The following is a 25,637-nucleotide window of genomic DNA, read 5'->3' as shown; positions in this document are numbered from 1 at the left end:
GGACGGTTCAGGGCCAGGTAGCCCCTGTGACAGGGACAGTCTTGTCGCGCCGGTATCCCCGCGCGGACGCCGGGGCAAGGTCGAGGCGAACGGGCTACCGCCCAGCCTACGACCGCCCGGTATCAAATACTGTGCCCCCACTGGGACTCGAACCCAGACTGGGCGGATTTTAAGTCCGCGGCCTCTACCAAATTGGGCTATGGGGGCTTGACCACCGCTGAGCAGGCTACCCGCCCCTCGAGTGTGGACTTTTATCACGGTCGAGGCGCCAGATGCGTGCCGCAAGCCCACGTTCGGCGAAAAGGCTCCGTAAAGGTCCGCCCCGCCGCCGTCAAGAAACCGTCAAGACCACGACCATCCCCCTGAACTGGGCCGATCCTGTGTCAGGCCGTCGAGATCCGCCGGCCCGTAAAGGAGACGGCATGTCCGTAGTCGTGTTCGTCGCGCTGACGGTGGCGATCTTCGCGCTGCTCGGCCTGGCGGTGAAGTTGGTCGAGGGCCTGTGATCCAGAACCTCATCGGCCTGGCGCTCGCCATTCTCATCGCTCTGTTCCTCTTCGCCGCCCTGCTCTTCCCGGAGCGGTTCTGATGAGCACGACGACCGCCGGCCTGCTATTCCTCCTGTCGCTCATCGTCGCACTGGCCGCTGTCCATGTACCGCTCGGCGACTACATGTATCGGGTGTACTCCTCCGAAAAGCATTCCCGCCCAGAGCGTCTCATCTACAAGGCCATCGGCGCCGACCCGCACTCCGAACAGACCTGGGGCGCCTACGCCCGCAGCGTGCTCGCCTTCGGCGCGGTCAGCATCCTGTTCCTGTTCACCCTGCAGCTCGTCCAGGGCAAGCTGCCGCTGCACCTCGACGACCCCGGCACACCCATGACGCCGGCCCTGGCCTGGAACACCGCCGTCAGCTTCGTCACGAACACCAACTGGCAGGCCTACTCGGGTGAATCCACCCAGGGCCACCTGGTGCAGATGGCCGGCCTGGCCGTGCAGAACTTCGTCTCCGCCGCGGTCGGCATGGCCGTCGCGATGGCGTTCGTGCGCGGCCTGGCCCGTCGCAACACCGGCGAGCTCGGCAACTTCTGGGTCGACCTCGTCCGCGGCACAACCCGTATCCTGCTGCCGATCTCCATCGTCGCCGCCATCGTCCTGATCGCCGGAGGCGTGATCCAGAATTTCGCCCTGCACGACCAGGTCGTCACTACCCTCAGCGGCGCCCAACAGACCATCCCCGGCGGCCCCGTCGCCAGCCAGGAAGCGATCAAGGAACTCGGCACCAACGGCGGCGGCTTCTTCAACGCGAACTCGTCGCACCCGTTCGAGAACCCCACCGCCTGGACCAACTGGGTCGAGATCTTCCTGCTGTCGATGATCGCGTTCTCGCTGCCCCGCACCTTCGGCCGCATGGTCGGCAGCCGCAAGCAGGGCTACGCCATCGTCGCCGTCATGGGCGTCATCGCCACCCTCAGTGTCAGCCTGATGTTGACGTTCCAGCTGCGGGCGGGTGGCACGGTGCCGACGGCCGTCGGCTCGGCCATGGAAGGCGTCGAACAACGCTTTGGCGTGGCCAATTCAGCCGTGTTCGCCGATCTGACCACGCTGACGTCCACGGGTGCCGTCGACTCCTTCCACGACTCCTACACCAGCCTCGGCGGCCTGATGACGCTGTTCAACATGCAGCTCGGCGAGGTCGCGCCCGGTGGCGTCGGCTCCGGCCTCTACGGCATGCTCGTCCTGGCCATCATCACCGTCTTCGTCGCCGGGCTGATGGTTGGACGCACCCCGGAATACCTCGGTAAGAAGATCACCCCACGTGAGATCAAGCTCGCCGCAACCTACTTCCTGATCACCCCGCTGATCGTGCTGACCGGCACTGCCATCGCGATGGCGATGCCTGGCCAACGCGCCGGCATGCTCAACACCGGACCGCATGGCCTCTCGGAAGTGCTCTACGCCTTCACCTCCGCGGCCAACAACAACGGGTCGGCCTTCGCCGGCTTGAGCGTCAACACCGATTGGTATAACACCGCACTCGGTCTGGCCATGGTGTTCGGGCGCTTTCTTCCGGTCATCTTCGTCCTCGCCCTCGCCGGATCGCTTGCCCGCCAGGGCAAGACGCCCGAATCCATAGGAACGCTGCCCACCCACCGTCCGCAATTCGTCGGGCTGGTCGCCGGAGTCACGCTGATCCTCGTCGCCCTCACCTTTCTGCCCATGCTCGCGCTCGGGCCTCTCGCTGAAGGAATCCATTAAATGCCCACCGCCACTATCGACACCGCCGCCGCGCTGAAAGCGAAGGCACCCAGCCGCATTCAGGGCGGGCTGCTGGACCCGAAGATGCTGTGGAGGTCGCTACCCGACGCGCTGCGCAAGCTCTACCCCCGAACAATGTGGCGCAACCCCGTGATGTTCATCGTCGAGATCGGCGCCGTGTGGAGCACCGTCCTCGCCGCCGTCGACCCATCCTGGTTCGCCTGGCTGATCGTGGCATGGCTGTGGCTGACCGTGGTTTTCGCCAACCTGGCCGAAGCCGTCGCCGAAGGCCGCGGCAAGGCGCAGGCTGAAACCCTGCGCCGCACCAAGACCGCGACCATGGCTCGACGGCTCACGGACTCCGGCGCCGAGGAACTTGTCCCCGCCCCGCAACTGAAACAGGGCGACATCGTCGTCGTCGAAGCCGGCCAGACCATTCCCGGCGACGGCGACGTGGTGGAAGGTATTGCCACCGTGGACGAATCGGCCATCACCGGCGAGTCCGCGCCCGTCATCCGCGAATCCGGCGGCGACCGCTCGGCAGTCACCGGCGGGACCACGGTGCTGTCGGACCGCATCGTCGTCAAGATCACCCAGAAGCCGGGCGAGAGCTTCATCGACCGGATGATCGCCCTCGTCGAGGGCGCCAACCGGCAGAAGACGCCCAACGAGATCGCGCTGAACATCCTGCTGGCGTCGCTGACGATCGTCTTCCTCGTCGCCGTCGCCACCCTGCAGCCGCTGGCCATCTACTCGAAGGCCAACAATCCCGGCGTGCCGGACACGTTGGCGCTCAACGCCAACGGCATCTCCGGCATCGTCATGGTGGCGCTGCTGGTCTGCCTCATCCCGACCACCATCGGCGCGCTGCTGTCCGCGATCGGCATCGCCGGCATGGACCGGCTGGTGCAGCGCAACGTGCTGGCCATGTCCGGACGCGCCGTCGAGGCCGCCGGCGACGTCAACACCCTGCTTCTGGACAAGACCGGCACGATCACCCTGGGTAACCGCCAAGCCGCCGCCTTTGTGCCGCTAGAAGGCGTCACCGCCGAGGAACTCGCCGATGCCGCTCAGCTGTCCAGCCTCGCCGACGAGACACCCGAGGGCCGCTCGATCGTCGTATTTGCCAAGCAGCAGTATGGATTACGCGCCCGCACGCCGGGTGAGCTCAGCAGCGCACGCTGGGTGGAGTTCAGCGCCCACACCCGCATGTCCGGTGTAGACCTAGACGACCATCGGCTGCGCAAGGGTGCCGCCGGCGCGGTCGCGGACTGGGTGCGTTCCGAAGGAGGAGATGTCCCAACGGAACTCACCCACATCGTGGATGGTATTGCCGCCGCCGGTGGCACTCCTTTGGCGGTGGGCGAGCTCAAGGACGGCAAGGCGACCGTTCTCGGCGTCATCCACCTCAAGGACGTCGTCAAGCAGGGCATGCGGGAACGTTTCGACGAGATGCGCCGCATGGGCATCCGCACGGTGATGATCACCGGAGATAACCCGTTGACCGCCAAGGCGATTGCCGACGAGGCCGGCGTCGACGACTTCCTTGCCGAGGCCACGCCCGAAGACAAGATGGCGCTGATCAAACGCGAACAAGAAGGCGGCAGGCTCGTCGCCATGACCGGCGACGGCACCAACGACGCGCCCGCCCTGGCCCAGGCCGACGTCGGCGTCGCGATGAACACCGGCACGTCGGCGGCCAAAGAGGCCGGCAACATGGTCGACCTCGACTCCGACCCGACCAAGCTGATCGAGATCGTCGAGATCGGCAAGCAACTGCTGATCACCCGCGGCGCGCTGACCACGTTCAGCATCGCCAACGACATCGCGAAATACTTCGCGATCATCCCGGCGCTTTTCGTCGCGCTGTTCCCCGGACTCGAACTGCTCAACATCATGCGGCTGCACAGCCCGCAGTCCGCGATCCTGTCCGCGGTCATCTTCAATGCGCTCGTCATCGTCGCGCTGATCCCGTTGGCGCTCAAGGGCGTCCGCTACACCCCCAGCGCCGCGTCGAAGCTGCTCTCCCGCAACCTCTATATCTACGGCCTCGGCGGCATCATCGCCCCGTTTGTCGGGATCAAGCTCATCGACCTGATCGTCCAACTCTTCCCCGGGATGTGAAATGCGAATGCACTGGGCTGCGCTGCGTGCGCTTTTGACCCTCACCGTCATCGTCGGCATCGGCTACCCGATCGCCGTGTGGCTGATCGCCCAGCTGCCCGGCCTGCGTGACAACGCCGACGGCTCGATCGTCCACGTCGACGGAAAAGCGGTGGGCAGCAGCCTGATCGGCCAACTGTTCACCGACGCCGACGGCAACCCGCTGCCGCAGTACTTCCAGAGCCGACCGTCGGCCGCCGGCAACGGTTACGACACGTTGTCCACAGGCGCCAGCAACCTCGGGCCGGAAAGCATCGTCGACGCACCCGACAAGCCGGGCCTGCTCACCCTCGTCTGCCAGCGCAGCAAGGCCGTCGGCGACCTCGACGGCGTGGACGGCTCGCGGCCGTTCTGCACCCGCGACGGCGTCGGCGCGGTGCTCGCTGTCATGGGCCCCGGCCCGACCAGGGTCGTGAGCGTCAACGAACCCTGCGCCGACACACCAAGGCCGTTCCTAAGCACCTATGCGGGCGTTCGCGTCGAATGCGCCCATGAGGGCGAGGACTACTCCGCCGGGCGGATTGTCCCGATCCGCGGCACCGCGCACGGCGAGGTGCCCGCCGATGCGGTCACCGCCAGCGGCAGCGGCCTGGACCCGCACATCTCGCCCGCGTACGCCGACCTACAGGTGAACCGGGTTGCCGAAGCACGTGGCATGAACCCCGAGCAGGTGCGCCACCTCGTCGCCCAGCACACCGACGGTCGCGATCTGGGCTTCATCGGCGAGCCGCGCGTCAACGTGCTCGAACTCAACATCGCGCTCGACCACATGTCGGCAGGTGGATGATGGGCAGGTGAGCACGTACCCGCCGAAGCGCGGGGAGCTGCGCATCTATCTCGGCGCGGCACCCGGCGTGGGTAAGACGTACGCGATGCTCGGCGAGGCGCATCGCCGGCTGGAACGCGGCACCGACGTGGTCGCCGCCGTCGTCGAGACCCACGGCCGCAAGAAGACCGCGGACCTGCTCGACGGCATCGAGGTCATCCCGCCCCGCTATATCGAATACCGCGGCACCCGCTTCAAGGAACTTGACGTCGAGGCGGTGCTGCGCCGCCGGCCGCAGGTGGTGCTCGTCGACGAGCTCGCCCACACCAACACCCCGGGCAGCAAGAATCCCAAACGCTGGCAGGACGTGCGGGAGCTGCTCGACGCCGGCATCACCGTGATCTCGACCGTCAACATCCAGCACCTGGAAAGCATGAACGACGTCGTCGAACAGATCACCGGCATCGAGCAGAAGGAGAAGATTCCCGACGAGATCGTCCGCGCCGCCGATCAGATCGAACTCGTCGACATCACACCGGAAGCGTTGCGGCGCAGGCTTGCCCACGGCAACGTCTACAAACCCGAACGCGTCGACGCCGCGCTGTCGAACTACTTCCGGCCCGGAAACCTCACCGCGCTAAGGGAATTGGCCCTGCTGTGGCTAGCTGATCAGGTCGACGCCGCCCTGGAGAAATACCGCGCCGACAAGAAGATCACCGACACCTGGGAAGCCCGTGAACGCGTCGTCGTCGCCGTCACCGGCGGACCAGAGTCGGAAACGCTGGTGCGCAGGGCATCTCGCATCGCGTCGAAGTCCAGCGCCGAACTCATGGTGGTGCATGTCGTGCGCGGCGATGGCCTGGCCGGGGTGTCGGCGCCCCAGATGGGCAAGGTCCGCGAGCTCGCGGCCAGCCTGGGCGCGACGGTGCACACCGTCGTCGGCGACGACGTCCCCACTGCCCTACTGGATTTCGCTCGCGAAATGAACGCCACCCAGCTGGTGCTCGGCACCTCGCGGCGGTCGCGGTGGGCACGCATGCTCGACGAGGGCATCGGGGCGTCGGTGGTGCAGCAGTCGGGGAAGATCGACGTCCACATGGTCACCCATGACGAAGCCAAGGCGGGCTTCTCGTGGGCGCGGGTCGCGCCGCGAGAGCGTCGCCTCACGTCTTGGCTTGCCGCGCTTGTGGTTCCGTCCGCCATCTGCGCGCTGATCGTGTCCACGCTCGACCCGTTGCTGGGCGTTGGCGGCGAAAGCGCGCTGTTCTTCATCGGCGTGCTCGTGGTCGCGCTGTTGGGCGGTGTCGCCCCTGCCGCGCTGTCGGCGGTGCTGTCCGGCCTGCTGCTCAACTTCTTCCTGATCGACCCGCGGCACACGTTCACCATCGCCGAACTCGACAATGCGCTGACCATCGTGGTGCTGCTGCTGGTGGCCGTCGCGGTGGCCGCGCTCGTCGACGGTGCGGCGAAAAAGGCCCGCGAAGCGCGCTGGGCCTCGCAGGAAGCCGAACTGCTGGCGCTGTTCGCGGGATCGGTGCTGCGAGGCGCGGACGTCGACGCCCTCTTGGAGCGGGTCCGCGAAACGTACGGGCAGCGCTCGGTCAGCCTGCTGCGCAAGGGCGTCGGGGTCGTCGGCTGCGTGGGCCAGGACCCGTGTGTGGACGTCGACACCGCCGACACCGCAATCGAAGTGGGCGACGACGAGTTCTGGATGCTGATGACCGGCCGCAAGCTGGCCGCCCGCGACCGCCGGGTGCTGGGCGCCGTCGCCAAACAGGCGGCGGGCCTGGTCAAACAACGCGAGCTGACCGAAGAAGCCAGTAGCGCCGCGGCCATCGCGCAGGCCGACGAACTTCGTCGCTCCCTGCTGTCGGCGGTCAGCCACGACCTGCGCACCCCGCTGGCCGCCGCCAAGGCCGCGGTGTCCAGCCTGCGTAGCGACGACGTCGACTTCTCCGCCGAAGACACCGCCGAACTGCTGGCCACCATCGAGGAGTCCATCGACCAACTCACCGCGCTCGTCGGCAACCTGCTGGACTCGTCGCGGCTGGCCGCAGGTGTGGTCAAGCCTGAACTGCGCGAGGTGTACCTGGAGGAGACGGTGCAACGCGCACTGCTGGGAATCAGCAAGCGCGCCAGTGTATTTGGCCGCGATGGCCTCGACCGCGTGAAGGTCGACGTAGGCGATGCGGTCGCGCTGGCCGACGGCGGCCTGCTGGAGCGGGTGCTGGCCAACCTCATCGACAACGCCCTGCGATACGCTCCCGACGGCCCGGTGCGCGTCACCGCCGGGCGCGTCGGCGACCGGGTTCTGATCGCGGTCGTCGACGAGGGACCGGGCATCCCGCGCGGCGCCCAAGAGCAGCTGTTCGCTCCGTTCCAGCGGCTCGGCGACCACGACACCAGCACCGGCGTCGGCCTCGGCCTGTCGGTGGCCCGCGGATTCGTCGAGGCGATGGGCGGCAGTATTTCCGCCACCGACACCCCGGGCGGCGGGCTCACCGTCGAGATCGAATTGGCGGCGCCGTGAAGACCCGGGTGCTGGTGATAGACGATGAACCGCAGATCCTGCGGGCGCTGCGGATCAACCTGTCGGTGCGCGGCTACGACGTCGCCACCGCCGCCACCGGAGCCGAGGCGCTGCGCAAGGCCGCCGACCACCGCCCCGACGTAGTGGTGCTGGACCTCGGACTGCCCGATATGTCCGGCATCGAGGTGCTGGCCGGTATCCGCGGCTGGCTCTCGGCACCGGTGATCGTGCTCTCGGCCCGCACCGACTCCTCGGACAAGGTGGAGGCGCTGGACGCCGGCGCCGACGACTACGTCACCAAACCCTTTGGCATGGACGAGTTTCTGGCCCGGTTGCGGGCGGCGGTACGCCGGGGCGCGGCGGCGTCCGACACCGAGGAGCCCGTCGTCGAAACGTCGTCCTTCACCGTCGACCTGGCCGCCAAGAAGGTCACCAAGAACGGCAGCGAGGTGCACCTGACGCCCACCGAGTGGGGCATGCTCGAGATGCTGGTGCGCAACCGCGGCAAGCTCGTGGGCCGCGAGGAGCTGCTCAAAGAGGTATGGGGGCCCGCCTACGCCACGGAGACCCACTATCTGCGGGTGTACCTGGCGCAATTGCGGCGCAAGCTGGAGAACGACCCGTCGCACCCCGTGCACCTGCTCACCGAGGCCGGCATGGGTTACCGATTCCAGGAGTAAGCGCGTGCCCGCGCGCTACCGTGCGGGTATGGGCGGATATCGGGAATTGTTCAACGCCAGCATCGACAACCCCACCGCTTTCTGGGCCGACGCCGCCAGGGCCGTCACCTGGACCCGTGAGCCGACGCGCGTGCTCGACGACAGCAACCCGCCGTTCTACCGCTGGTTCCCCGACGGGGAGCTGAACACGTGCGCCAACGCGCTGGACCGCCACATCGAGCAGCGCGGGGACCAAAAGGCGCTGATCTACGACTCCCCCCTGACCGGCACGCAGCGCACCTACACCTATCGCGAACTGCTCGCCGAGACGGCCCGATTCGCCGGCGCGCTACGGGGACTCGGCGTCGGTAAGGGCGACCGCGTCGTCATCTACATGCCGATGGTGCCGGAAGCGGTGATCGCGATGCTGGCCTGCGCCCGGCTGGGCGCGGTGCACTCGGTGGTGTTCGGTGGATTCGCCGCCAACGAGCTCGCTGCGCGCATCGACGATGCCCGTCCCGCCGTCGTCGTCTCGGCATCCTGCGGCGTCGAACCCACCCGGACCGTCGCCTACAAGCCAATGCTCGACGCCGCGCTGGAGCGCGCGCAGCACGCGCCGCCGGTGTGCGTGATCCTGCAGCGCGAACAGCAGCCCTGCGAGCTGACCGCCCGAGACCGCGGCTGGCACGAACTGATGGCCGACGCCGAACCCGTCGACCCGGTTCCGGTCAACGCCACCGACCCGCTGTACGTGCTCTACACATCCGGCACGACGGGCAAGCCCAAGGGCATCGTCCGCGACAACGGTGGCCACGCCGCCGCGTTGCTGTGGAGCATGCGCCACATCTACGACACCGCGCCGGCCGACGTGTATTGGGCCGCAAGCGATGTCGGCTGGGTGGTAGGCCACTCCTACATCGTGTACGGGCCCTTGCTTCTGGGTGCGACGAGTGTTCTCTACGAAGGCAAACCGGTCGGCACCCCGGATGCGGGCGCGTTCTGGCGGGTGGCCTCCGAACACGGCGTGAAGGCGTTGTTCACTGCGCCGACGGCCATTCGGGCCGTCAAGAAGGAAGATCCGGACGGCCTGCATCTGGGCAAGTACGACCTGTCTTCACTGAAATATCTGTTCCAGGCGGGTGAACGGCTCGATCCCGGCACCTATGAGTGGGCATCGGCGAAGCTCGGTATTCCCGTCGTCGATCATTGGTGGCAAACCGAAACCGGATGGGCCATCGCCGCCAACCCGATGGGCGTCGAACCGCTGCCGATCAAACCCGGCTCGGCCACCGTGCCGATGCCGGGCTACGACGTGCGGATCCTGCGGCCGGACGGCTCCGAATGCGAACCCAACGAGGAAGGCGCGATCTGCGTGCGGTTGCCGCTGCCGCCCGGCACACTTCCGACGCTGTGGGGCGACGACGACCGCTACATTGCGTCGTATTTGTCGGCCTTCCCCGGCTACTACCTCACCGGCGACGGCGGCTACGTCGACGACGACGGCTACCTGTTCGTGATGGGCCGTACCGACGACGTCATCAACGTTGCCGGACACCGCATGTCGACCGGGTCGATCGAAGCGGTGCTGGCCGCTCACCCCGCGGTGGCCGAGTGCGCGGTGATCGGTGTCGCCGACGAATTGCGCGGCCAGGTTCCGCGCGGTTTCGTGGTGCTCAAGGCCGGCGCGTCGGCGGAGCGGCTCGCCGATGAGCTCGTCGACGCGGTACGCGAAAACATCGGCGCCGTAGCCTGTTTCAAGACGGTGGACGTCGTCCCTGCGCTGCCGAAAACACGCTCGGGCAAGATTCTGCGCAAGACGATGCGCGGAATCGCCGACGGCCGTGACGAACCGGTGCCGTCCACCATCGAGGATCCGGCGGTGCTCGACGCGCTCAAACCGATCCTCGCGCGTTAACTGTCTCGTTGCTTTCTCTCCGAAGAGATGCGAACTATTGTGAAGTCGTCATATGTTGATATCTGTTCGAGCTAGAGAACTCTGCTCCCACTTCGATATCGGAGCGGTCAGAGCCACAAAGGAGTTGAACAGCGATGCGAGTAGCACCAACCAAGTCCAGGACGGGTTGCGTCTGTCGGTGCAATAACTGCGATGCCGGCCGCCACTGCGGCAATATCTCCGCCGGCTGCCGCGTCAGGAAGTAGCCCGCCGGCCTGCGGGCCGCAATAACGACCGCTGGTCTGCGTTTATACCGACCTTTTCCGGGTATTCAGGAATGCCTGTACCTGAGGAAAGGAACGACAATGGCAACCAGCGATCAGTCGAGGCCAGCCGGAATGGTGGCCAGGTATACGGCTGTTCAACTCGCAGCATTTGCGGTCGCGGCGGCGTTCTTGGTGGTTGGCATCCTGGGGTTCATTCCCGGTATCACCACCGATTACGACACGATGACCTTTGCCGGACACGAGTCGGGTGCCCATCTTCTCGGCATCTTCGAAGTTTCGGTGCTGCACAACATCGTGCACCTAGCCTTCGGTGTGGTCGGGTTGCTGATGGCACGCACCTTCGCCGGCGCGCGCGGATTCTTGATCGGCGGCGGCGTCATCTACCTGGTGTTGTGGTTGTACGGCTTGCTGATCGACCACGAATCCTCGGCCAACTTCGTTCCGGTCAACAACGCGGACAACTGGCTGCATCTGGCGCTCGGCGCGGCGATGGTTGTGCTCGGCGTGGCGCTGGCCGGCAAGCGGCTCTCCGCGCGTGGCGGACACGAGGCCACGCGGTAACTGTGGAAGCGACGTCGTCCACCAGGACTCCCAAACTGATGGCCGTGCAAGGCGCGGCGCTATTGGTCGGCGGGGCGTTCCTGGTGGTCGGCGTGCTGGGTTTCGTCCCCGGGGTGACGACGGCCTACGACGAGCTCGCGGTGGCGGGACATCACTCCGGGGCCAAGCTGTTCGGCATCTTCACGGTGTCGTGGCTGCACAACGCCGTGCATCTGCTCTTCGGTGTCGTGGGCCTGGTGATGGCGCGCAGCTACATGTGGTCGCGGCGGTACTTTCTCGTCGGCGGTCTGGTCTATCTCGGACTGTGGGCGTACGGCCTGGCCATTGATCACGGCACCCCGGCCAACGCGGTGCCGGTGAACAGCGCCGATAACTGGCTGCATCTCGGGTTGGGTGCGGTGATGATGCTGCTGGGCGTGACACTCGCGGGTCGCCACGACCCGACGAAGCGGCGGCGTCGCACTTAAGCTGCCTGTGTGCTGGAGACACTGGGCTGGGGCTTGCTCGCCGCATCGTCGTTGGTGCTCGGCGCGATCGCCGGCGTGGTGCGCGACTGGAATCACCGGCTGGTCGGACTGGTTCTCGGATTCGGCGCCGGCGCGTTGGTCGCCAGCATCTCATTTGAGTTGGCGGAGGAGGGATTTCGCGTCGGCGGCGCGCTGCCGGTGGCGTTGGGGCTGGCCGCCGGTGCAGTCACGTTCTTTCTCGCCGACATGGCGGTGGATCGACTGGGCGGCGGCGACGCGAAAACGGCGGGTCTGCCATTGCTTTTGGGCGGGCTGCTCGACGGCATCCCCGAACAGGCCGTGCTCGGCATCGGTATCGCCAGCGGTGCGGGCGTGAGTCTTGCGCTGGTACTGGCGATCTTCGTGTCCAACCTGCCCGAGGCCATCGGCTCGGCCAGCGATCTGCGGGCCGCCGGCCACCACACACGTCGAATCCTGTTGGGCTGGACCGCGATTGCGTTGCTGTGCGCCGCCGCGACCGTCGGCGGCTATCAATTGCAGGAGTTCGCCGGCAAGGAGTTGCAGGGCGGCATCGATGGTTTCGCGGCGGGCGCGCTGCTGGTCATGCTGGTCGGCTCGATGATTCCCGAAGCGACGGAAAAGGGCCGCGAACCTGCCGGCTTGGCGGCGGTGCTGGGCTTCGCAGTCGCGGCGGGGCTATCGCTGGCTAGCTGACGCAGAGGCTACGGGATGGACAGGGCGATGCCGTCGAGGATGTCGTGCTCGCTCACCACGAGCTCGTCGATGCCAGCGCGAGTGCCCAACGCGTCCGCCAGCTCTTCGACGATGATCGCCCCGCCGCCAATGACATCGACGCGGCCCTCATGCATCGGCCCCAGTGCGGCGCGCTGGGCCCTCGTCATCGCGATCAGCTCGTCGCACACCGCCAACAGCTCGCCGAACCCGACGCGCGACAAATGAATTGCGTTGGGGTCGTAGGTCGTCATTCGCTGCGCCAACGCCGACAGCGTCGTCATCGTGCCGGCGACGCCGACCCAGGTCTTGGCGCCTTCGACGGGCACCGCCCGCAGCGCCTCGCCCAGCGCTTCGCGCACCACGTCGCGTGCGGCCGCGATCTCGACGGCGGTCGGTGGATCCGAGTGCAGGCAGCGTTCGGTCAGCCGCACACATCCGATGTCGGCCGAGAAACTCGCCTGCACGTCGCGGGAGCCCAGCACCACCTCCGTCGACCCGCCACCGAGGTCCACAACCACGAAAGGTGCCTCCGCAGGGTCCAATTCATCGACGGCGCCGTGAAACGACAGCGCCGCTTCTTCGGTGCCGCTGATGACTTCGGCCACTGCCCCGGGCGCCACCGCGCCCAACACGTCGGAGGTCATCGCGAAGAACTCGTCCCGGTTGGCGACGTCGCGTGCCGCCGACGTCGCCACCATCCGCACCGCCGACACCTCGTAATCGCGCATCAATGACGCGTAGTCCGTCAACGCCGCCCGCGTCCGCGTCAGCGCATCGGGCGCGAATTCTCCTGTGGCGTCCACTCCTTGGCCCAGCCGCACGATGCGCATCTCCCGGTGCACCTCGCGCAGCCGCCCGTCGAGCCGGTCGGCGATCAGCAACCGGATCGAGTTGGTGCCGCAGTCGACCGCTGCCACCCGGCTCATGTCCAACGCTCCTTCTCCAAAATGCCCGCCATTTCGGGTTCGTCGGCCAACAACGCGAGCGCCTCGTCCCCGAACGGATTCACGCCGGGGCCCTTGGCCAGTGAGTGCGCGATCAGCACGTGCAGACACTTCACCCGATCGGGCATGCCCCCGCCGGAGAACGTGGTGCCGAGCGATTCGATCGCATCCCGCTCGGCCAGATAGGACTCGTGGGCCCGCCGGTACGCCGCGGCCAGCGACGTGTCCTCGGCCAGCCGCGCCGTCATCTCCCGCATCAGCCCGCAAGATTCCAGCCGGCTCGCCGCCGCCGTCAACACCGGATGCGTCAGGTAGTACAGCGTCGGAAACGGTGTTCCGTCAGGCAATCTCGGCGCCGTCTTGATCACGCCCGGCTCGCCGTTCGGGCAGCGGTAGGCGATTTCGAGGACACCGCGAGGCTCTCGACCCAGCTGCCGCGCAACGGCGTCGAGATCGGCTTGTTCAACCACCGGGAGCCGGAGCGGGAGGAGGCGGTGGCGGCGGCGCAGGCGTGGTGGGCGAGATCCCGTGCGGCTCATCGGCAATCGTGTGCCATAGCGACGTGTACCAGGGCTCCCCCGGTTTCGGGGCGAACGGTTGATCCTCCGGCCCGCCGGGCACCGCCGCCGTCGGCGGCAGTTGCACCTGATACGGAATGTCACCGGGCATCACGAAGCCCAGCCGCTCACGCGCCTGCGCGGCGATGTACACGGGGTCGGCGAGTTTGACCTTCTGCTGCTCGAGTTCGGCGATCTGGGACCGCAATTGGGCCTCGGTGGCCTTCAGTTGCTTCATCTCGGTGCGCTGCGCGAAGTAGGTGCGCACCGGGCCCGCGATCGTCAGCGTGAGCACACAGACGACGGCCGCCAGGATGGCCGCACGGCGCGCCGCCGAGCCGAAACGCTGCTCGGACTGCTGCTCGGCGGCTTCGGCGATGGACTGCCGAATCGAACCGCCGTTCTCCGGTTCCGGAGCCGACCGTGAACCGTTCGCTCGACGCGCCGGCGCCGCGCCCCGCGACCGGCCCGGTTTCGAACCGCCTGCTTTCCCCGGCTTGGCTGGTCTGGATGCCGGGGGGCGCCGCTTCGGGTCGGGCCGTTTCGCTTCGGGCACGGGCTATTTGGCCTCTTTATCTGTCCCCCAGCCCTTCGGGCGGGAGGTGCCCCCACTTCGCGCAAGCGGCTCATCGCCCAACGAGAACCGCGGGAATGCCAGGTCACCGGCGTAACGCGCGGCGTCGCCGAGGGTTTCCTCGATGCGCAGCAACTGGTTGTACTTTGCCACGCGCTCGCTGCGGGCCGGGGCGCCGGTCTTGATCTGACCGCTGCTCACCGCGACCGCGAGGTCGGCGATCGTGGTGTCCTCGGTTTCACCGCTGCGGTGGCTCATCATGGTGCGGTAGCCGCTGGAATGCGCCAGGGCCACCGCATCCAACGTCTCGGTCAAGGTGCCGATCTGGTTGACCTTCACCAAAAGCGCATTGGCGGCGCCCTTTTCGATGCCCTCCTCGAGCCGCTCGGGATTGGTGACGAACAGGTCGTCACCGACCAGTTGGACCCGGTCGCCGATGGCGGTCGTCAACGCCACCCAACCGTCCCAATCATCCTCGGACAGCGGGTCTTCGATGGACACCAGCGGATAGGAGTCGATCAGGCCCGCGTAGAACTCGGACATCGCCTCGGCGCTGCGGGTTTCCTTCTCGAAGTTGTAACCCGTTCCGTCGGTGAAGAATTCGGTGGCCGCCACGTCGAGTGCCAGCGCGATGTCGGGACCGAGTTTGAATCCGGCGCCTTCGATGGCCGTGCCGATCAGATCGAGCGCGGCCTTGGTGCCCGCGACGTCGGGTGCGAAACCACCCTCGTCACCCAGGCCCGTCGCCAAGCCCTGCTTCTTGAGCACCGACTTCAGCGCGTGATACACCTCGGCGCCCCAGCGCAGCGCCTCCTTGAATGACGGCGCACCGATGGGCGCGACCATGAATTCCTGTACGTCAACGCCGGTATCGGCGTGGGCGCCGCCGTTGAGGATGTTCATCATCGGCACCGGCAGGATGTGAGCGTTGGGTCCGCCGATGTAGCGGAACAGCGGCAGGCCCGCCGACTCCGCCGCCGCCTTCGACACCGCCAGCGAGACACCGAGAATCGCGTTGGCGCCCAGCCGCGACTTGTCCGGCGTGCCGTCGAGGTCCAGCAGCGCCTGGTCGATCAGCCGCTGGTCGTCGGCGCTCATGCCGATCACCGCGGGCGCGATCTCGTCGAGCACGCCGTCGACGGCCTTCTGCACACCTTTGCCGCCGTACCGTGCGGCGCCGTCGCGCAGCTCCACCGCCTCGTGTTCACCGGTGGACGCACCCGAGGGCACCGCGGCCCGCGCGAATGTGCCGTCGGTCAGGGCCACCTCGACCTCGACAGTGGGGTTACCGCGGGAGTCGAGGATCTCGCGGGCTCCGACCTGCTCGATGATGGGCAATGACTTCTCCTTGGTCGTCCTTGGTCGTGCCGGGAACTAAAGGATGAGCCTAGAGCCTGGTCGGGTGGGCGGCGGTATTAGAGGGGGTGCCCGGCCGCGTAGGCCGTCGCCCAGTCGCGCACCGTGCGGGCGTACTGATCGGACAGGTTGTAGGCCCGCAGCGCGTTCATCCAGCCCCGCGGGGTGGCCATATCCTTGCCCCGCCAGCACAGATACCCGGCCGCCGACAGTGCCGCGTCGTCGATGTTGTCGGGGCTGATCTTGCCGTCGTTGTTGGCGTCGACCCCGTAGAGCCGCCAGGTCTCCGGGATGAACTGCATCGGCCCCATCGCACGGTCCAGATCGGCGTCGCCGTCGAGTTCTCCGCCGTCGCTGTCGAGGATCTCCATGTTGCCCATCGACCCGTCCAACCGAACGCCGCGGATAGGCGGGGTGACGTCGCCCTTGGGGGCCACCATCGAGCCGCGATAGGTGCCGTGGTGGCTTTCCACCATGCCGATGCCGGCGAGCGTCGGCCACCTGATCTGGCAGTTGGGGTTCTCCACCTCGGCGACGCGCGCGGCGTACGCGTAGGCCTCCAGCGCGGTGACCGGGATGTCCAGCTTCTCCGCGCGTTCGGCGGCCCACTCGCGCAGCTGGTCGGCCGGCCGACCGTCGGCGTAGGTGTCGATGGGCGGCACCGCGTCACCGGGCGGTGGCGGCACGCCCTCAGGAATCGGTGCGCCGAGTTGCCATGAACAGCTGGAGGCCATCACCAAGAGCGTCGCGACCACGACGGCGGCAATCGCGACACAGCGCCGTCGCAGCGAGCCGGCCAAGACGGCTCCCGGCCTCCGTGCGCGGCGTGCGCGCTCAGAGGCCGACTCGAGCGTCGATACGCTCCCTTCGTCCGACAAAGCACTCCTCAATCGACTCTGGTCGACACCCCATGTTCCCATGCGACCGACCAACTCTGCCCCGGCTGCGGGGCGTGGCCGGCGTTGCTGAGAATTGGCTTCCCCCCCGAAGCCAGATTAGCGGCGCGGCCGCGGCGGAGCGATTTCGTTTAGGTGTGCCTACCCTAGCCAGAAACGATGTAGTGTTCTCGCGACTACACGAGGAGGTCTGATGAGACGGCATCTCGCCTGGCAGGTACCGGTAGTGGCGGTGGCACTGGCTCTGGCCGGCTGCTCGGGCAGCGATGCCAGCGAAGCCGGCGAGGACGCCGACGCCGCCACCACGACGACGGTCGCGACCGCGGAAGCGAATCCGCTCGCCGACAAGGCGGCCGAGGATTACCAGGCCTACGCCGTCGAGCAGACCGGCGAACTGGTGCGCGTCGTGAAGGTGTTCACCGACGCCGTGCGGGCGGGTGACCTGCAGGCCGCCCAGGCGGCGTATGCCCCGTCGCGCGTGCCGTGGGAGCGCATCGAGCCGCTGGCGGGCCTCGTGGAGGAGATCGACGGCAAGGTCGACGCCCGAGTCGACGATTTCGCCGGCGTCGACGATCCCGAGTTCACCGGCTGGCACCGGCTCGAATTTTTGCTGTTCGAGAAGAACACCACCGACGGCGGCGCGCCGTTCGCCGACCAACTCGACCGTGACATCGCCACGCTCAACACGCAGATGCCAACGTTGGACGTCACACCGCGCGACGTCGCGGTCGGCGCCGCCGAGCTGATCGAAGAGGTGTCCGAGGGCAAGATCACCGGCGAGGAGGACCGCTACTCCAAGACCGACCTGTGGGACTTCGACGCCAACCTGCAGGGGTCGAAGGCCGCCATCGACAAGCTCACGCCCGCGTTGCAGGAGGCCGACCCGGAGCTTCTGGGCAAGATCAACAAGGGTTTTGACGATCTCAACGCCACGCTGCAGCCGCTGCGCCGAGGCGACGGGTGGGTGCTCTACTGCACGCCGAACGACCCGTACCCGTCGGCCCGGTGCACCGGCGTCACCGTGGACCAGCCGACCATCGACAAGCTCAAGGCGCAGCTCGCCGGCCTGTCGGAGAACGTGTCCCAAGTCGCGGGAGTGCTGGGACTGAAGTGACCGAACGTCCGCGTCCTGGCATCTCACGCCGCGGATTCGTCACCGGGGCGTTGGGCGTCGGTGTCGCGGCGGGCGCGGGCGCGATGGCCGGTTGCTCATCTGGCCAGGACGCGCCGGAGGCAGCGCCGACGGCCGCGTTCATCCCGTTCGAGGGGCCGCACCAAACGGGGATCACCGCGCTGCCGGTGCCCGCGCGGGGCTTGATGGCCGCCTTCTCGGTGATGTCGGACGACCGCGCTCGGCTCGCCGCCACCTTGGCCAACCTCACCGACGAGATTCGCGGGCTGATGGCGGGCGAGCCGCCGCCGGCGCGTGACCCCGCGTACCCGCCTGTCGACTCCGGGATCCTGGGCGACAAGCCGCCGCCGGACAACCTTTCGGTCGTGGTGAGCGTTGGCGCCTCGTTGTTCGACGACCGCTTCGGGCTGGCCGATCGTAAGCCCAAGGAACTGGTCACGATGCCGTTTTTGGCCAACGACAGGCTCGATCCGAAGCAGTCGCACGGGGATCTGTTGCTGACATTGGAGGCCGGTCACACCGATACGCTGCAGTTCGCGCTTCGACAATTGATGCGCCGCACGCGTGGAGATCTGGTGATGCAGTGGATGATCGACGGGTATGCCCGCGGCGCCGGCGCCGCGTCATCCACGGCGACACCGCGAAACCTGCTGGGGTTCAAGGACGGAACCGCGAACCTCGATTCTTCTGACGACGCGCTGATGGATCGGCTGGTGTGGGTGGCGCCCGACGACGGTGAGCCGCAGTGGGCGACGGGCGGCTCGTATCAGGCGGTGCGGATCATCCGGATGTTCGTCGAGTTCTGGGACCGCACACAGCTGGCCGAGCAGGAGGCAATCATCGGCCGGCACAAGGTCAGTGGCGCACCGCTGGGGATGGCCGACGAGTTCGACGATCCCGTTTATGCCGAGGATCCCAACGGGGACCGCATCAAGCTCGACGCGCACATTCGGTTGGCGAATCCGCGCACCGCGGAGACGGAGGAGAACCGGATCCTGCGCCGCGGTTTCTCGTATGCCCGCGGTTTCGACGGGGCCGGGCGGCTCGATCAGGGCCTGGCGTTCGTCTGCTACCAACGTAGCCTGCAGCGCGGATTCCTCACGGTGCAGGCGCGATTGAAGGGTGAACCGCTCGAGGAATACATCTTGCCGGTGGGCGGCGGTTTCTTCTTTGCGCTGCCGGGCGTGACGGGTTCGGACCGCTACCTCGGGGATCAATTGGTCGCGTGACGGGCGCGCTGCTCGTGCGTAACGCAGTGGCGGAAGATTCGGCGTTTGACCGCCATGACGTTACGCACGCGGTGCGGATCAGTTGTCGCTGAGGGCTTCTTCGGTGGAGACGTCCTCGGGCGCAGGCTCTTCTGCGACGTCCTCCGGCTTGGCGTCTTCGGTCGAGACGTCTTCGGGCACGGGCTCGTCGGCGGGCTCTTCGTCGGCGGGCTCTTCGTCAGCCGGCTCTTCTTCGGCCACCTCGTCGAGTTCGGCCTGCGCCTCGTCGGGCTCCATGGCCGCTTCCACCTCGACATACTCCGACGGCCAGTAGGCCCGCCACTCCTCTTCGGAGACGTCCCCCAGCGGGGCAATGTCGAGCTCCTCCGGGACATCCTCGCCACGGCGGCCCGCCGCGATCGCGTGCTCCACACCCCGCACAGTGTCCATGAACTCCAAAACCGCTGTGCGCACGTTGTTTTCGACGTCAACGTCGGCTGACACGGCCACCGACGTGAGCGTCGACGGAATCAGATCTGCCGGCAGGCCCGCCTGCGTCACCCGCGCAATCACCTTCTGCGCCAGCGCCAACGCCGGCTGCCCGGTGGGCACGTCGTCCAGGCAGGAGCCGCGCGACTTTTCCATGGCCTTGCGTTCCTCCCACTGCGCAAGCTGCTCGTCGAGCGAAATCGGTTCCCCCGCAAGCACGGCGGGCACCCGATTGCCCAGTTTGCGCACCAGTGAGTCGGCGACATCATCGATAGTGAACGGATGCTGTGGCGCATCTTCGGCGATGCGCGCATGAAACAGCACCTGCAGCAGCACGTCTCCGAGTTCCTCCCGCAACTCGTCGGCGTTCCCGCTGCGCACCGCGTCGAACAACTCGTAGGTTTCTTCGAGCAGGTAGCGGCGCAGCGAGTCGTGCGTCTGCTCGGACTCCCACGGGCCGGACGTGCGCAGCTTGTCCATCATCGCGACGGCGTCGACCAGCCGCTCCCCCGGTTGGGGTTCGGGCGCCGCGATCAGCCGATCCCCCGCGGCGAGGCGGGCCTTGACCGCCGGATGCTCCGGGTCCGACGACAGCAACACCGGGGCGTCCTCGCCGTCATACGCCGGCCGTGCGGAGGGCAGCGACCACGGCACTTTCACCGGCATCTCTTCGGTGTACTGAACATCACCGGCCAGGAGGTCTATCGCCTCAACCGGGACCAGGGAGGGGCGGCGTGGATCGACCAGGACCACCGTCATGGTGTTCGACTCATCATTGGCCACCTAACCTCCGGATTTCGTTATATCAGTATCTCCCTGCGGGTTTACCTTAAGCGCCGATACCAGACCGGCGATCATTCGGACTAGTTCAAGATCACGGATGCGCGGCGCACCGAGGCCGTCGCCCACGCGCGGAATCGGCACCTGCACGGTGGAGGTGGTTGCGCGATAGCTCGCCCCCGGGTACATCCGCTTGAGTCGTATTTGCTGAGAGTCCAGGAGTTGCAGCGGGGCCAGCCGTACAGTGGCCGCCGATACCGCGTTGACCTCGGTGATTCCGTGGTGGCGGCACAGCAACCGCAGCCGGGCCACCTCGACCAGTCTTTGCGCCGGCTCGGGCAAGGGGCCGTAGCGGTCGACCAGCTCTTCGACTACCGCATCGACCGCTTCAGAGTCCGCCGCGGCCGCCAGTCGGCGATAGCCCTCCAGCCGCAACCGGTCACTGGCGATGTAGTCCGGCGGCAGATGCGCATCGACCGGCAGATCGATCCGTACATCTTTCGGTTCCTCAACGGCCGCAACGGTTTTCCCGTCCGCCGCGGCCCGGTATGCCTCGACGGCTTCGCCGACCAGCCGGACGTACAAGTCGAAGCCCACACCCGCGACATGCCCGGACTGTTCGACGCCGAGCACGTTTCCGGCGCCCCGGATCTCCAGATCCTTCATCGCGACCGCCATGCCCGCGCCCAGCTCGTTGTTCTGCGCGATGGTTGCCAGCCGGTCGTAGGCCGTCTCCGTCAGCGGAGCGTCCGGCGGATACAAGAAATAGGCGTAGCCGCGTTCCCGCGACCGCCCCACCCGGCCACGCAGCTGATGCAGCTGCGACAGCCCGAAGGTGTCGGCGCGCTCGACGATCAAGGTGTTGGCGTTGGAGATGTCCAGCCCCGTCTCGACGATCGTCGTGCACACCAAGATGTCGTAGTCGCGGTTCCAGAAGCCTTCGACGGTGCGCTCCAGCTGCTCTTCGGGCATCTGCCCGTGTGCGACGGCTACGCGTGCCTCGGGCACCAGCGCGCGGACCCGCGCCGCGGCCTGGTCGATGGAGCGCACCCTGTTGTGGATGTAAAACGCCTGCCCGTCGCGCAACAGTTCGCGTCGCAACGCCGCCGCGACCTGCTTGTCGTCCTGCGGACCGACGAAGGTGAGCACCGGGTAGCGCTCTTCGGGCGGGGTGAGGATCGTCGACATCTCCCGGATGCCGGCCAGACTCATCTCCAGCGTGCGAGGAATCGGCGTGGCGCTCATGGTCAGCACGTCGACATGGGTGCGCATCGACTTGATGTGCTCCTTGTGCTCGACGCCGAACCGCTGTTCCTCGTCGACCACGACCAGGCCGAGGTCCTTCCACGTCACGCCCGTCTGCAGCAGCCGGTGCGTGCCGATGACGATGTCGACGCTGCCGTCGCGCATGCCCTCCAGCACCGCCTTGGACTCGGCGGGCGAGGTGAACCGCGACAGCCCCTTGACCGTGACCGGGAAGCCGGCCATCCGCTCGGTGAAGGTCTGCAGATGCTGATCCGCCAGCAGCGTCGTCGGCACCAGCACCGCGACCTGCTTGCCGTCCTGCACCGCCTTGAACGCCGCCCGCACCGCGATCTCGGTCTTGCCGTAGCCGACGTCGCCGCAGATCACCCGGTCCATCGGGATGGGCTTTTCCATGTCGGCCTTGACCTCTTGGATGGCGGTCAGCTGGTCGACGGTCTCGGTGAAACCGAACGCGTCCTCCATCTCCGCCTGCCACGGGGTGTCGGGTCCGAACGCGTGGCCCGGCGAGGCTTGCCGTTTGGCGTACAGCGACACCAGCTCGGCGGCGATCTCGCGAACAGCCTTGCGCGCCTTGGTTTTTGTGTTGGCCCAGTCGCTGCCGCCGAGCCTGCTCAGCGTCGGCGACTCGCCACCGACGTAGCGGCTGAGCTGGTCCAGCGAATCCATCGGCACATACAGCCGGTCGGACCCGCCGCCGCGTTTGGCCGACGCGTACTCCAGCACCAGGTACTCGCGCCGCGCGCCGCCGACGACCCGCTCGGTCATCTCGACGAACCGGCCGATGCCGTGCTGATCGTGCACCACCAGATCGCCTGCGGTCAGCGCGAGTGGGTCAACGACGTTGCGACGCTTGGCCGCCAGCCGTTTACCGTCGGTGGCGGTGATCCGATTGCCGGTCAGATCGGTCTCGGTGATGATGACCAGGTTGGCGCCGGGTAGCACGAAGCCGTCGTGCAGTGGCCCTTTGAGTACGCCGACGACGCCGGGCTTCGGCGGGGCACCGGGCTCCAACATCGTTGCCGGCGTGTCGGATTCGGCCAGCTGCTCGACGACGCGGTGGGCGGTGCCGGTGCCCGGGGTGACGACCGCCGCATGCCCGCCCGTCGAGACGTGCGCGCGCAGCATCGCGAAGATCTCGTCGACGACATGCTGACTACGCGCCGACGGCGCCGGACGAATGTTGAGCTCCAGCGCCGACTCGTCGGACAGCTGCGACAGCGTCCACCACGGATGCCCGCCCTTGCGCGCGGCCGCGCGCGCGTCCTCGAGTTCGACGAACCCCGAGGCGCCCAGCGCCTCTATGTCGATCGGCGCGTCGCCACCGACCGCTGCGACCGACCACGACGCCTCCAAGAACTCGCGGCCGGTCTTGATCAGGTCGGCCGCGCGGGTGCGCACCTTCTCCGGATCACACACCAGCAGCGGAGTGCCCGCCGGCAGATGATCGGGCAGCGTCGAGAGGTCACCGGGGCGCAGCAGCGGCAGCAACGCCTCCATCCCGTCAACGGGGATGCCCTCGGCGAGTTTGGCCAGCATGTCGGGCACGGTGCCGGGGATGCCGCTTTCGGTCTTCGGGTGGTCGGCGGCCAGCTTGGCCGCGCGGTCGCGGACGTCGTCGGTGATCAGCAGCTCACGGCACGGCACCGCGACCACCGTGTCGATCGCGATCTCGGGGATGGACCGCTGGTCGGCGACGGAGAACATCCGCATCTCGGAGACCTCGTCGCCCCAGAACTCGACGCGCACCGGGTGCTCGGCGGTGGGCGGGAAAACATCGAGAATGCCGCCGCGCACGGCGAATTCGCCGCGCTTGCCGACCATGTCGACGCGGGTGTAGGCCAGGTCGACGAGCCTTTGGACGACGCCTTCGAACTCGGCATCCGTGCCGACGGTGAGCGTGACGGGCTCGAGGTCGGCCAGATCCGGGGCCATCGGCTGCAACAGCGAACGCGTCGTCGTCACCACCACCCGCAACGGCGGCCCGAGCCGCGCGTCGTCGGGGTGGGCCAGCCGGCGCAACAGCATCACCCGGGCACCGACGGTGTCGACGCCGGGTGAGAGTCGTTCGTGCGGCAATGTCTCCCACGACGGAAACAGTGCGACGGCCTCGCCCAGCACACCGCGAAGCTCGGCGGTCAGGTCGTCGGCTTCGCGTCCGGTGGCGGTGACCACCAGCAGCTGACCCGTCTGTGCCAGGGCCGCCGCCACCAGGACCCGAGCACTGGCCGGGCCGACCATCGCCAGATCGTCGGGTCGCTCGGCGGCGCGGCGGATGACCTGTTGAAGCGACGGATCGCCAAGGGCCAGGTCGATGAGCCCCGCAATCGGGGTCTGGACAGAGGTGTGCCCCGCTGCGGTCATGATTCCTCCATCCTAGGTGGCTGACCGACGCTGCCGCCCATGCGGCCCCACCCGTAGCAGCGCCCGAAAAATTGGTGCGAATACCCCCTCCTGACGCGTGTTAACTTTTGGCTGGACATAGGCAGACGCGACGGGAGCGCTTGTGGCGGCGACGATCTCGGTGGTGGCCGCTTCCAAGCCGGACCGGCTGACTGAGGCCTCGGGCCGGCTGGCGACCTCGATTCAGTCGCTGCAGAGCCAGATCGCCACACAGCAGCGCGGGCTGGCCGACCTCGCCGGAGGCTGGCAGGGCACCGCGGCCAGCGCGGCGCTGACCCGCGGTGAGCAGAATCTGAAACGCCAGCAGGAGTTAGCGACGAAGCTTGGCGCCACGCAATCGGCGTTGTCGTCGGCCGGCGCAGATTTGAGCGCACTGCGGACGCAGATCCAGAGCCTGGCCGCGCAGGCCACGGCGCTCGGCGGCATCGTCAGCGACGACGGCACAGTGCGGTCGTCGGGCAACGGCGCGTTGATGACGCCGACGCTGGCGGCGGCCTACACCACGTCGCTGAAAAGCATGCTGCAGCAGTTCGATGCCGTCGACCGGTCGGCGGCAAGCCAGATCTCCCAATCGTTCGGCGGACCGGCGCACCAGGCACCGGCACCGAATACCGAGAAGCCCATCGACGAGCTCAAGCCGCCCGAGGGCGCCACCGACACCGAGGTGAACCAATGGTGGGACTCGCTGAGCACGGAGGAGCAAGACCGGCTGATCGCCGAGCGGCCGGAGTGGATCGGCAACCTCGACGGGGTGCCCGGAGTGGCGCGTGACGCCGCGAATCGCAACCGGCTCAACGCCTTGCGTAACGATCCCAACCTCACGGCGGAGGAACGGGGCACCTTGGAGCAGATCGACGCGGCGCTGGCGGGTGAACCGCCGCGCCAGCTGCTGGTGGTGGACTTCGACGGTGAGCACCCGAAGGTGGCGGTCGCGATCGGCAATGTCGACACCGCCGACCATGTCAGCGTGTACGTGCCCGGCACCGGCGCGGTGACCTACGACAAACCCGGGGAAGGCAACGATCTGCCGACCTACGTCCAGCAAGCAGGCTGGCTGAAGTCGGAGACCGAGGCCGTGTTGAACGAAGCCAACAAACCGAACGAGACGGTTGCCACGGTGGCCTGGCTCGGCTACGAACCGCCGTCAAACGTCGCGCAGGCCGGCAGCCCACACTACGCCGACGACAATGCGCCGGAGCTGGCGTCGTTCATCAATGGCATCGACAGTGCCCGCGACACCGATCCACATCTGACGGTGCTGGGGCACTCGTACGGATCACTGCTCGCCAGCGAGGCGCTGCAGCGCGGCACCGCCGCCGACGACGTCGTCTTCATGGGGTCGCCCGGGCTGGAGACCAACCCGTGGCAGTTCGCCGACAACGTGTCGCCCTCGGATCTGCACCTGTCCGAGGGCCATGTCTTCGTCGAGCACGCCAAGAACGATGCGGTGGCCAACCTTGGCCGGTACGGCGCCGTCATCCCGTCAAGCTTGCCGGGCTTCACCGACCTGTCCACCAACGCCGAGACAACATCGTTGGGTCCGCGCAATGAGTCCACCGGCCACAGCGAGTACTCCTTTGTGGACACCACTGCCCTCTACAATCAGGCGGTTGTCGTGGCGGGCCTTGGGCAGGATGAACGATACGTAGTCGTGGAGGATTGAGAGATTGATGTGGCGGCTCGTGAGCTGTTGTGTGCTGGCCATCGCGCTGAT

The 25,637-nt window shown here is 67.4% G+C and carries 20 protein-coding genes, 1 tRNA gene and 1 pseudogene; 14 read left to right on the top strand and 8 right to left on the bottom strand.

From position 1 onward, the window contains the following. Nucleotides 1-132 precede the first annotated feature (132 nt). Nucleotides 133-207, bottom strand: a tRNA-Leu gene (locus tag CWS39_RS16600). A 173-nt stretch (nucleotides 208-380) separates the two neighbouring features. Between CWS39_RS16600 and CWS39_RS30045 the strand changes: the two genes are divergently transcribed. From CWS39_RS30045 to CWS39_RS16540, 11 genes are all read left to right on the top strand, one after another. Then, on the top strand, nucleotides 381-506 hold the full coding sequence (locus tag CWS39_RS30045; RefSeq protein WP_255413021.1) for a hypothetical protein: 126 nt from the start codon (nucleotides 381-383) through the stop codon (nucleotides 504-506). Continuing rightward, on the top strand, nucleotides 503-589 hold the full coding sequence (locus CWS39_RS30225; RefSeq protein ID WP_102144019.1) for a potassium-transporting ATPase subunit F: 87 nt from the start codon (nucleotides 503-505) through the stop codon (nucleotides 587-589). The genes CWS39_RS30045 and CWS39_RS30225 overlap by 4 nt, the downstream gene beginning before the upstream one ends. Further along, nucleotides 589-2,259: a potassium-transporting ATPase subunit KdpA gene (kdpA, locus tag CWS39_RS16585; RefSeq protein WP_102144018.1), complete on the top strand. Its 1,671-nt coding sequence runs from the start codon at nucleotides 589-591 to the stop codon at nucleotides 2,257-2,259. The genes CWS39_RS30225 and kdpA overlap by 1 nt, the downstream gene beginning before the upstream one ends. Then, entirely contained in the window at nucleotides 2,260-4,383 is a 2,124-nt protein-coding gene (gene kdpB / locus CWS39_RS16580; protein WP_102144017.1) for a potassium-transporting ATPase subunit KdpB, read from the top strand. Nucleotide 4,384: 1 nt separating this feature from the next. Continuing rightward, nucleotides 4,385-5,209: a potassium-transporting ATPase subunit C gene (locus CWS39_RS16575; RefSeq protein ID WP_102144016.1), complete on the top strand. Its 825-nt coding sequence runs from the start codon at nucleotides 4,385-4,387 to the stop codon at nucleotides 5,207-5,209. A gap of 7 nt (nucleotides 5,210-5,216) precedes the next feature. Next, complete coding sequence (locus CWS39_RS16570) at nucleotides 5,217-7,718, top strand: ATP-binding protein (protein ID WP_431306141.1); 2,502 nt, start codon at nucleotides 5,217-5,219, stop codon at nucleotides 7,716-7,718. Beyond that, nucleotides 7,715-8,398: a response regulator gene (locus tag CWS39_RS16565; protein WP_199178150.1), complete on the top strand. Its 684-nt coding sequence runs from the start codon at nucleotides 7,715-7,717 to the stop codon at nucleotides 8,396-8,398. Before CWS39_RS16570 ends, CWS39_RS16565 begins: the two co-directional genes overlap by 4 nt. Next, nucleotides 8,292-10,292, top strand: coding sequence for a propionyl-CoA synthetase (locus CWS39_RS16560; RefSeq protein WP_431306143.1), 2,001 nt, complete (start codon nucleotides 8,292-8,294; stop codon nucleotides 10,290-10,292). Before CWS39_RS16565 ends, CWS39_RS16560 begins: the two co-directional genes overlap by 107 nt. 344 nt (nucleotides 10,293-10,636) lie before the next feature. Next, the gene (locus CWS39_RS16550; RefSeq protein WP_431306140.1) at nucleotides 10,637-11,119 is read left to right on the top strand and encodes a DUF4383 domain-containing protein; all 483 of its coding nucleotides are present in this window, start codon (nucleotides 10,637-10,639) and stop codon (nucleotides 11,117-11,119) included. A gap of 38 nt (nucleotides 11,120-11,157) precedes the next feature. After that, entirely contained in the window at nucleotides 11,158-11,586 is a 429-nt protein-coding gene (locus CWS39_RS16545) for a DUF4383 domain-containing protein (protein ID WP_102144011.1), read from the top strand. Between the two features lie 9 nt (nucleotides 11,587-11,595). Then, nucleotides 11,596-12,300: a ZIP family metal transporter gene (locus CWS39_RS16540; protein WP_102144010.1), complete on the top strand. Its 705-nt coding sequence runs from the start codon at nucleotides 11,596-11,598 to the stop codon at nucleotides 12,298-12,300. An 8-nt stretch (nucleotides 12,301-12,308) separates the two neighbouring features. On the opposite strand, the gene CWS39_RS16535 is transcribed toward CWS39_RS16540, so the two are convergent. From CWS39_RS16535 to CWS39_RS16515, 5 genes and pseudogenes are all read right to left on the bottom strand, one after another. Beyond that, nucleotides 12,309-13,247 (bottom strand): Ppx/GppA phosphatase family protein, encoded by a 939-nt coding sequence (locus tag CWS39_RS16535; protein ID WP_102144009.1) that lies wholly within the window; start codon nucleotides 13,245-13,247, stop codon nucleotides 12,309-12,311. Continuing rightward, entirely contained in the window at nucleotides 13,244-13,735 is a 492-nt protein-coding gene (locus tag CWS39_RS16530) for a DUF501 domain-containing protein (RefSeq protein WP_102144008.1), read from the bottom strand. Before CWS39_RS16530 ends, CWS39_RS16535 begins: the two co-directional genes overlap by 4 nt. Next, entirely contained in the window at nucleotides 13,728-14,378 is a 651-nt protein-coding gene (locus tag CWS39_RS16525; protein WP_102144007.1) for an FtsB family cell division protein, read from the bottom strand. The genes CWS39_RS16530 and CWS39_RS16525 overlap by 8 nt, the downstream gene beginning before the upstream one ends. An 81-nt stretch (nucleotides 14,379-14,459) precedes the next feature. After that, nucleotides 14,460-15,734, bottom strand: a pseudogene (gene eno, locus CWS39_RS16520) (phosphopyruvate hydratase); the annotation flags it as partial. 77 nt (nucleotides 15,735-15,811) lie between these two features. Continuing rightward, nucleotides 15,812-16,486: a lytic murein transglycosylase gene (locus CWS39_RS16515; RefSeq protein WP_102144031.1), complete on the bottom strand. Its 675-nt coding sequence runs from the start codon at nucleotides 16,484-16,486 to the stop codon at nucleotides 15,812-15,814. 355 nt (nucleotides 16,487-16,841) lie between these two features. Between CWS39_RS16515 and CWS39_RS16510 the strand changes: the two genes are divergently transcribed. Both CWS39_RS16510 and efeB read left to right on the top strand, forming a co-directional pair. Next, a complete protein-coding gene (locus CWS39_RS16510) occupies nucleotides 16,842-17,762 on the top strand; it encodes an EfeM/EfeO family lipoprotein (RefSeq protein WP_102144005.1) in 921 nt (306 codons plus the stop codon). After that, nucleotides 17,759-19,009, top strand: coding sequence for an iron uptake transporter deferrochelatase/peroxidase subunit (gene efeB, locus CWS39_RS16505; protein ID WP_102144004.1), 1,251 nt, complete (start codon nucleotides 17,759-17,761; stop codon nucleotides 19,007-19,009). The genes CWS39_RS16510 and efeB overlap by 4 nt, the downstream gene beginning before the upstream one ends. Before the next feature lie 78 nt (nucleotides 19,010-19,087). On the opposite strand, the gene CWS39_RS16500 is transcribed toward efeB, so the two are convergent. Both CWS39_RS16500 and mfd read right to left on the bottom strand, forming a co-directional pair. Continuing rightward, nucleotides 19,088-20,236: a nucleoside triphosphate pyrophosphohydrolase gene (locus tag CWS39_RS16500; RefSeq protein ID WP_102144030.1), complete on the bottom strand. Its 1,149-nt coding sequence runs from the start codon at nucleotides 20,234-20,236 to the stop codon at nucleotides 19,088-19,090. Between the two features lie 24 nt (nucleotides 20,237-20,260). Then, entirely contained in the window at nucleotides 20,261-23,884 is a 3,624-nt protein-coding gene (gene mfd, locus CWS39_RS16495; protein WP_102144003.1) for a transcription-repair coupling factor, read from the bottom strand. A gap of 163 nt (nucleotides 23,885-24,047) precedes the next feature. Here mfd and CWS39_RS16490 point away from each other — a divergent pair, with 163 nt between their 5' ends. Beyond that, the gene (locus tag CWS39_RS16490) at nucleotides 24,048-25,586 is read left to right on the top strand and encodes an alpha/beta hydrolase (protein WP_233213539.1); all 1,539 of its coding nucleotides are present in this window, start codon (nucleotides 24,048-24,050) and stop codon (nucleotides 25,584-25,586) included. Nucleotides 25,587-25,637 lie beyond the last annotated feature (51 nt).

Source organism: Mycobacterium hubeiense, assembly GCF_002838065.1.
Taxonomy (GTDB): domain Bacteria; phylum Actinomycetota; class Actinomycetes; order Mycobacteriales; family Mycobacteriaceae; genus Mycobacterium; species Mycobacterium hubeiense.
This window is presented reverse-complemented; position numbering and strand designations above follow the sequence as displayed.

Excerpts from the sequence above, each read along its gene's own strand:
- CWS39_RS16575 (WP_102144016.1), top strand. The coding sequence starts at position 4,385 with ATGCGAATGCACTGGGCTGCGCTGCGTGCGCTTTTGACCCTCACCGTC.
- kdpB (WP_102144017.1), top strand. The coding sequence starts at position 2,260 with ATGCCCACCGCCACTATCGACACCGCCGCCGCGCTGAAAGCGAAGGCA.
- mfd (WP_102144003.1), bottom strand. The coding sequence starts at position 23,884 with ATGACCGCAGCGGGGCACACCTCTGTCCAGACCCCGATTGCGGGGCTC.
- CWS39_RS16515 (WP_102144031.1), bottom strand. The coding sequence starts at position 16,486 with ATGGCCTCCAGCTGTTCATGGCAACTCGGCGCACCGATTCCTGAGGGC.
- CWS39_RS16500 (WP_102144030.1), bottom strand. The coding sequence starts at position 20,236 with ATGACGGTGGTCCTGGTCGATCCACGCCGCCCCTCCCTGGTCCCGGTT.
- CWS39_RS16535 (WP_102144009.1), bottom strand. The coding sequence starts at position 13,247 with ATGAGCCGGGTGGCAGCGGTCGACTGCGGCACCAACTCGATCCGGTTG.
- CWS39_RS16545 (WP_102144011.1), top strand. The coding sequence starts at position 11,158 with ATGGCCGTGCAAGGCGCGGCGCTATTGGTCGGCGGGGCGTTCCTGGTG.
- CWS39_RS16550 (WP_431306140.1), top strand. The coding sequence starts at position 10,637 with ATGGCAACCAGCGATCAGTCGAGGCCAGCCGGAATGGTGGCCAGGTAT.
- CWS39_RS16510 (WP_102144005.1), top strand. The coding sequence starts at position 16,842 with ATGAGACGGCATCTCGCCTGGCAGGTACCGGTAGTGGCGGTGGCACTG.
- kdpA (WP_102144018.1), top strand. The coding sequence starts at position 589 with ATGAGCACGACGACCGCCGGCCTGCTATTCCTCCTGTCGCTCATCGTC.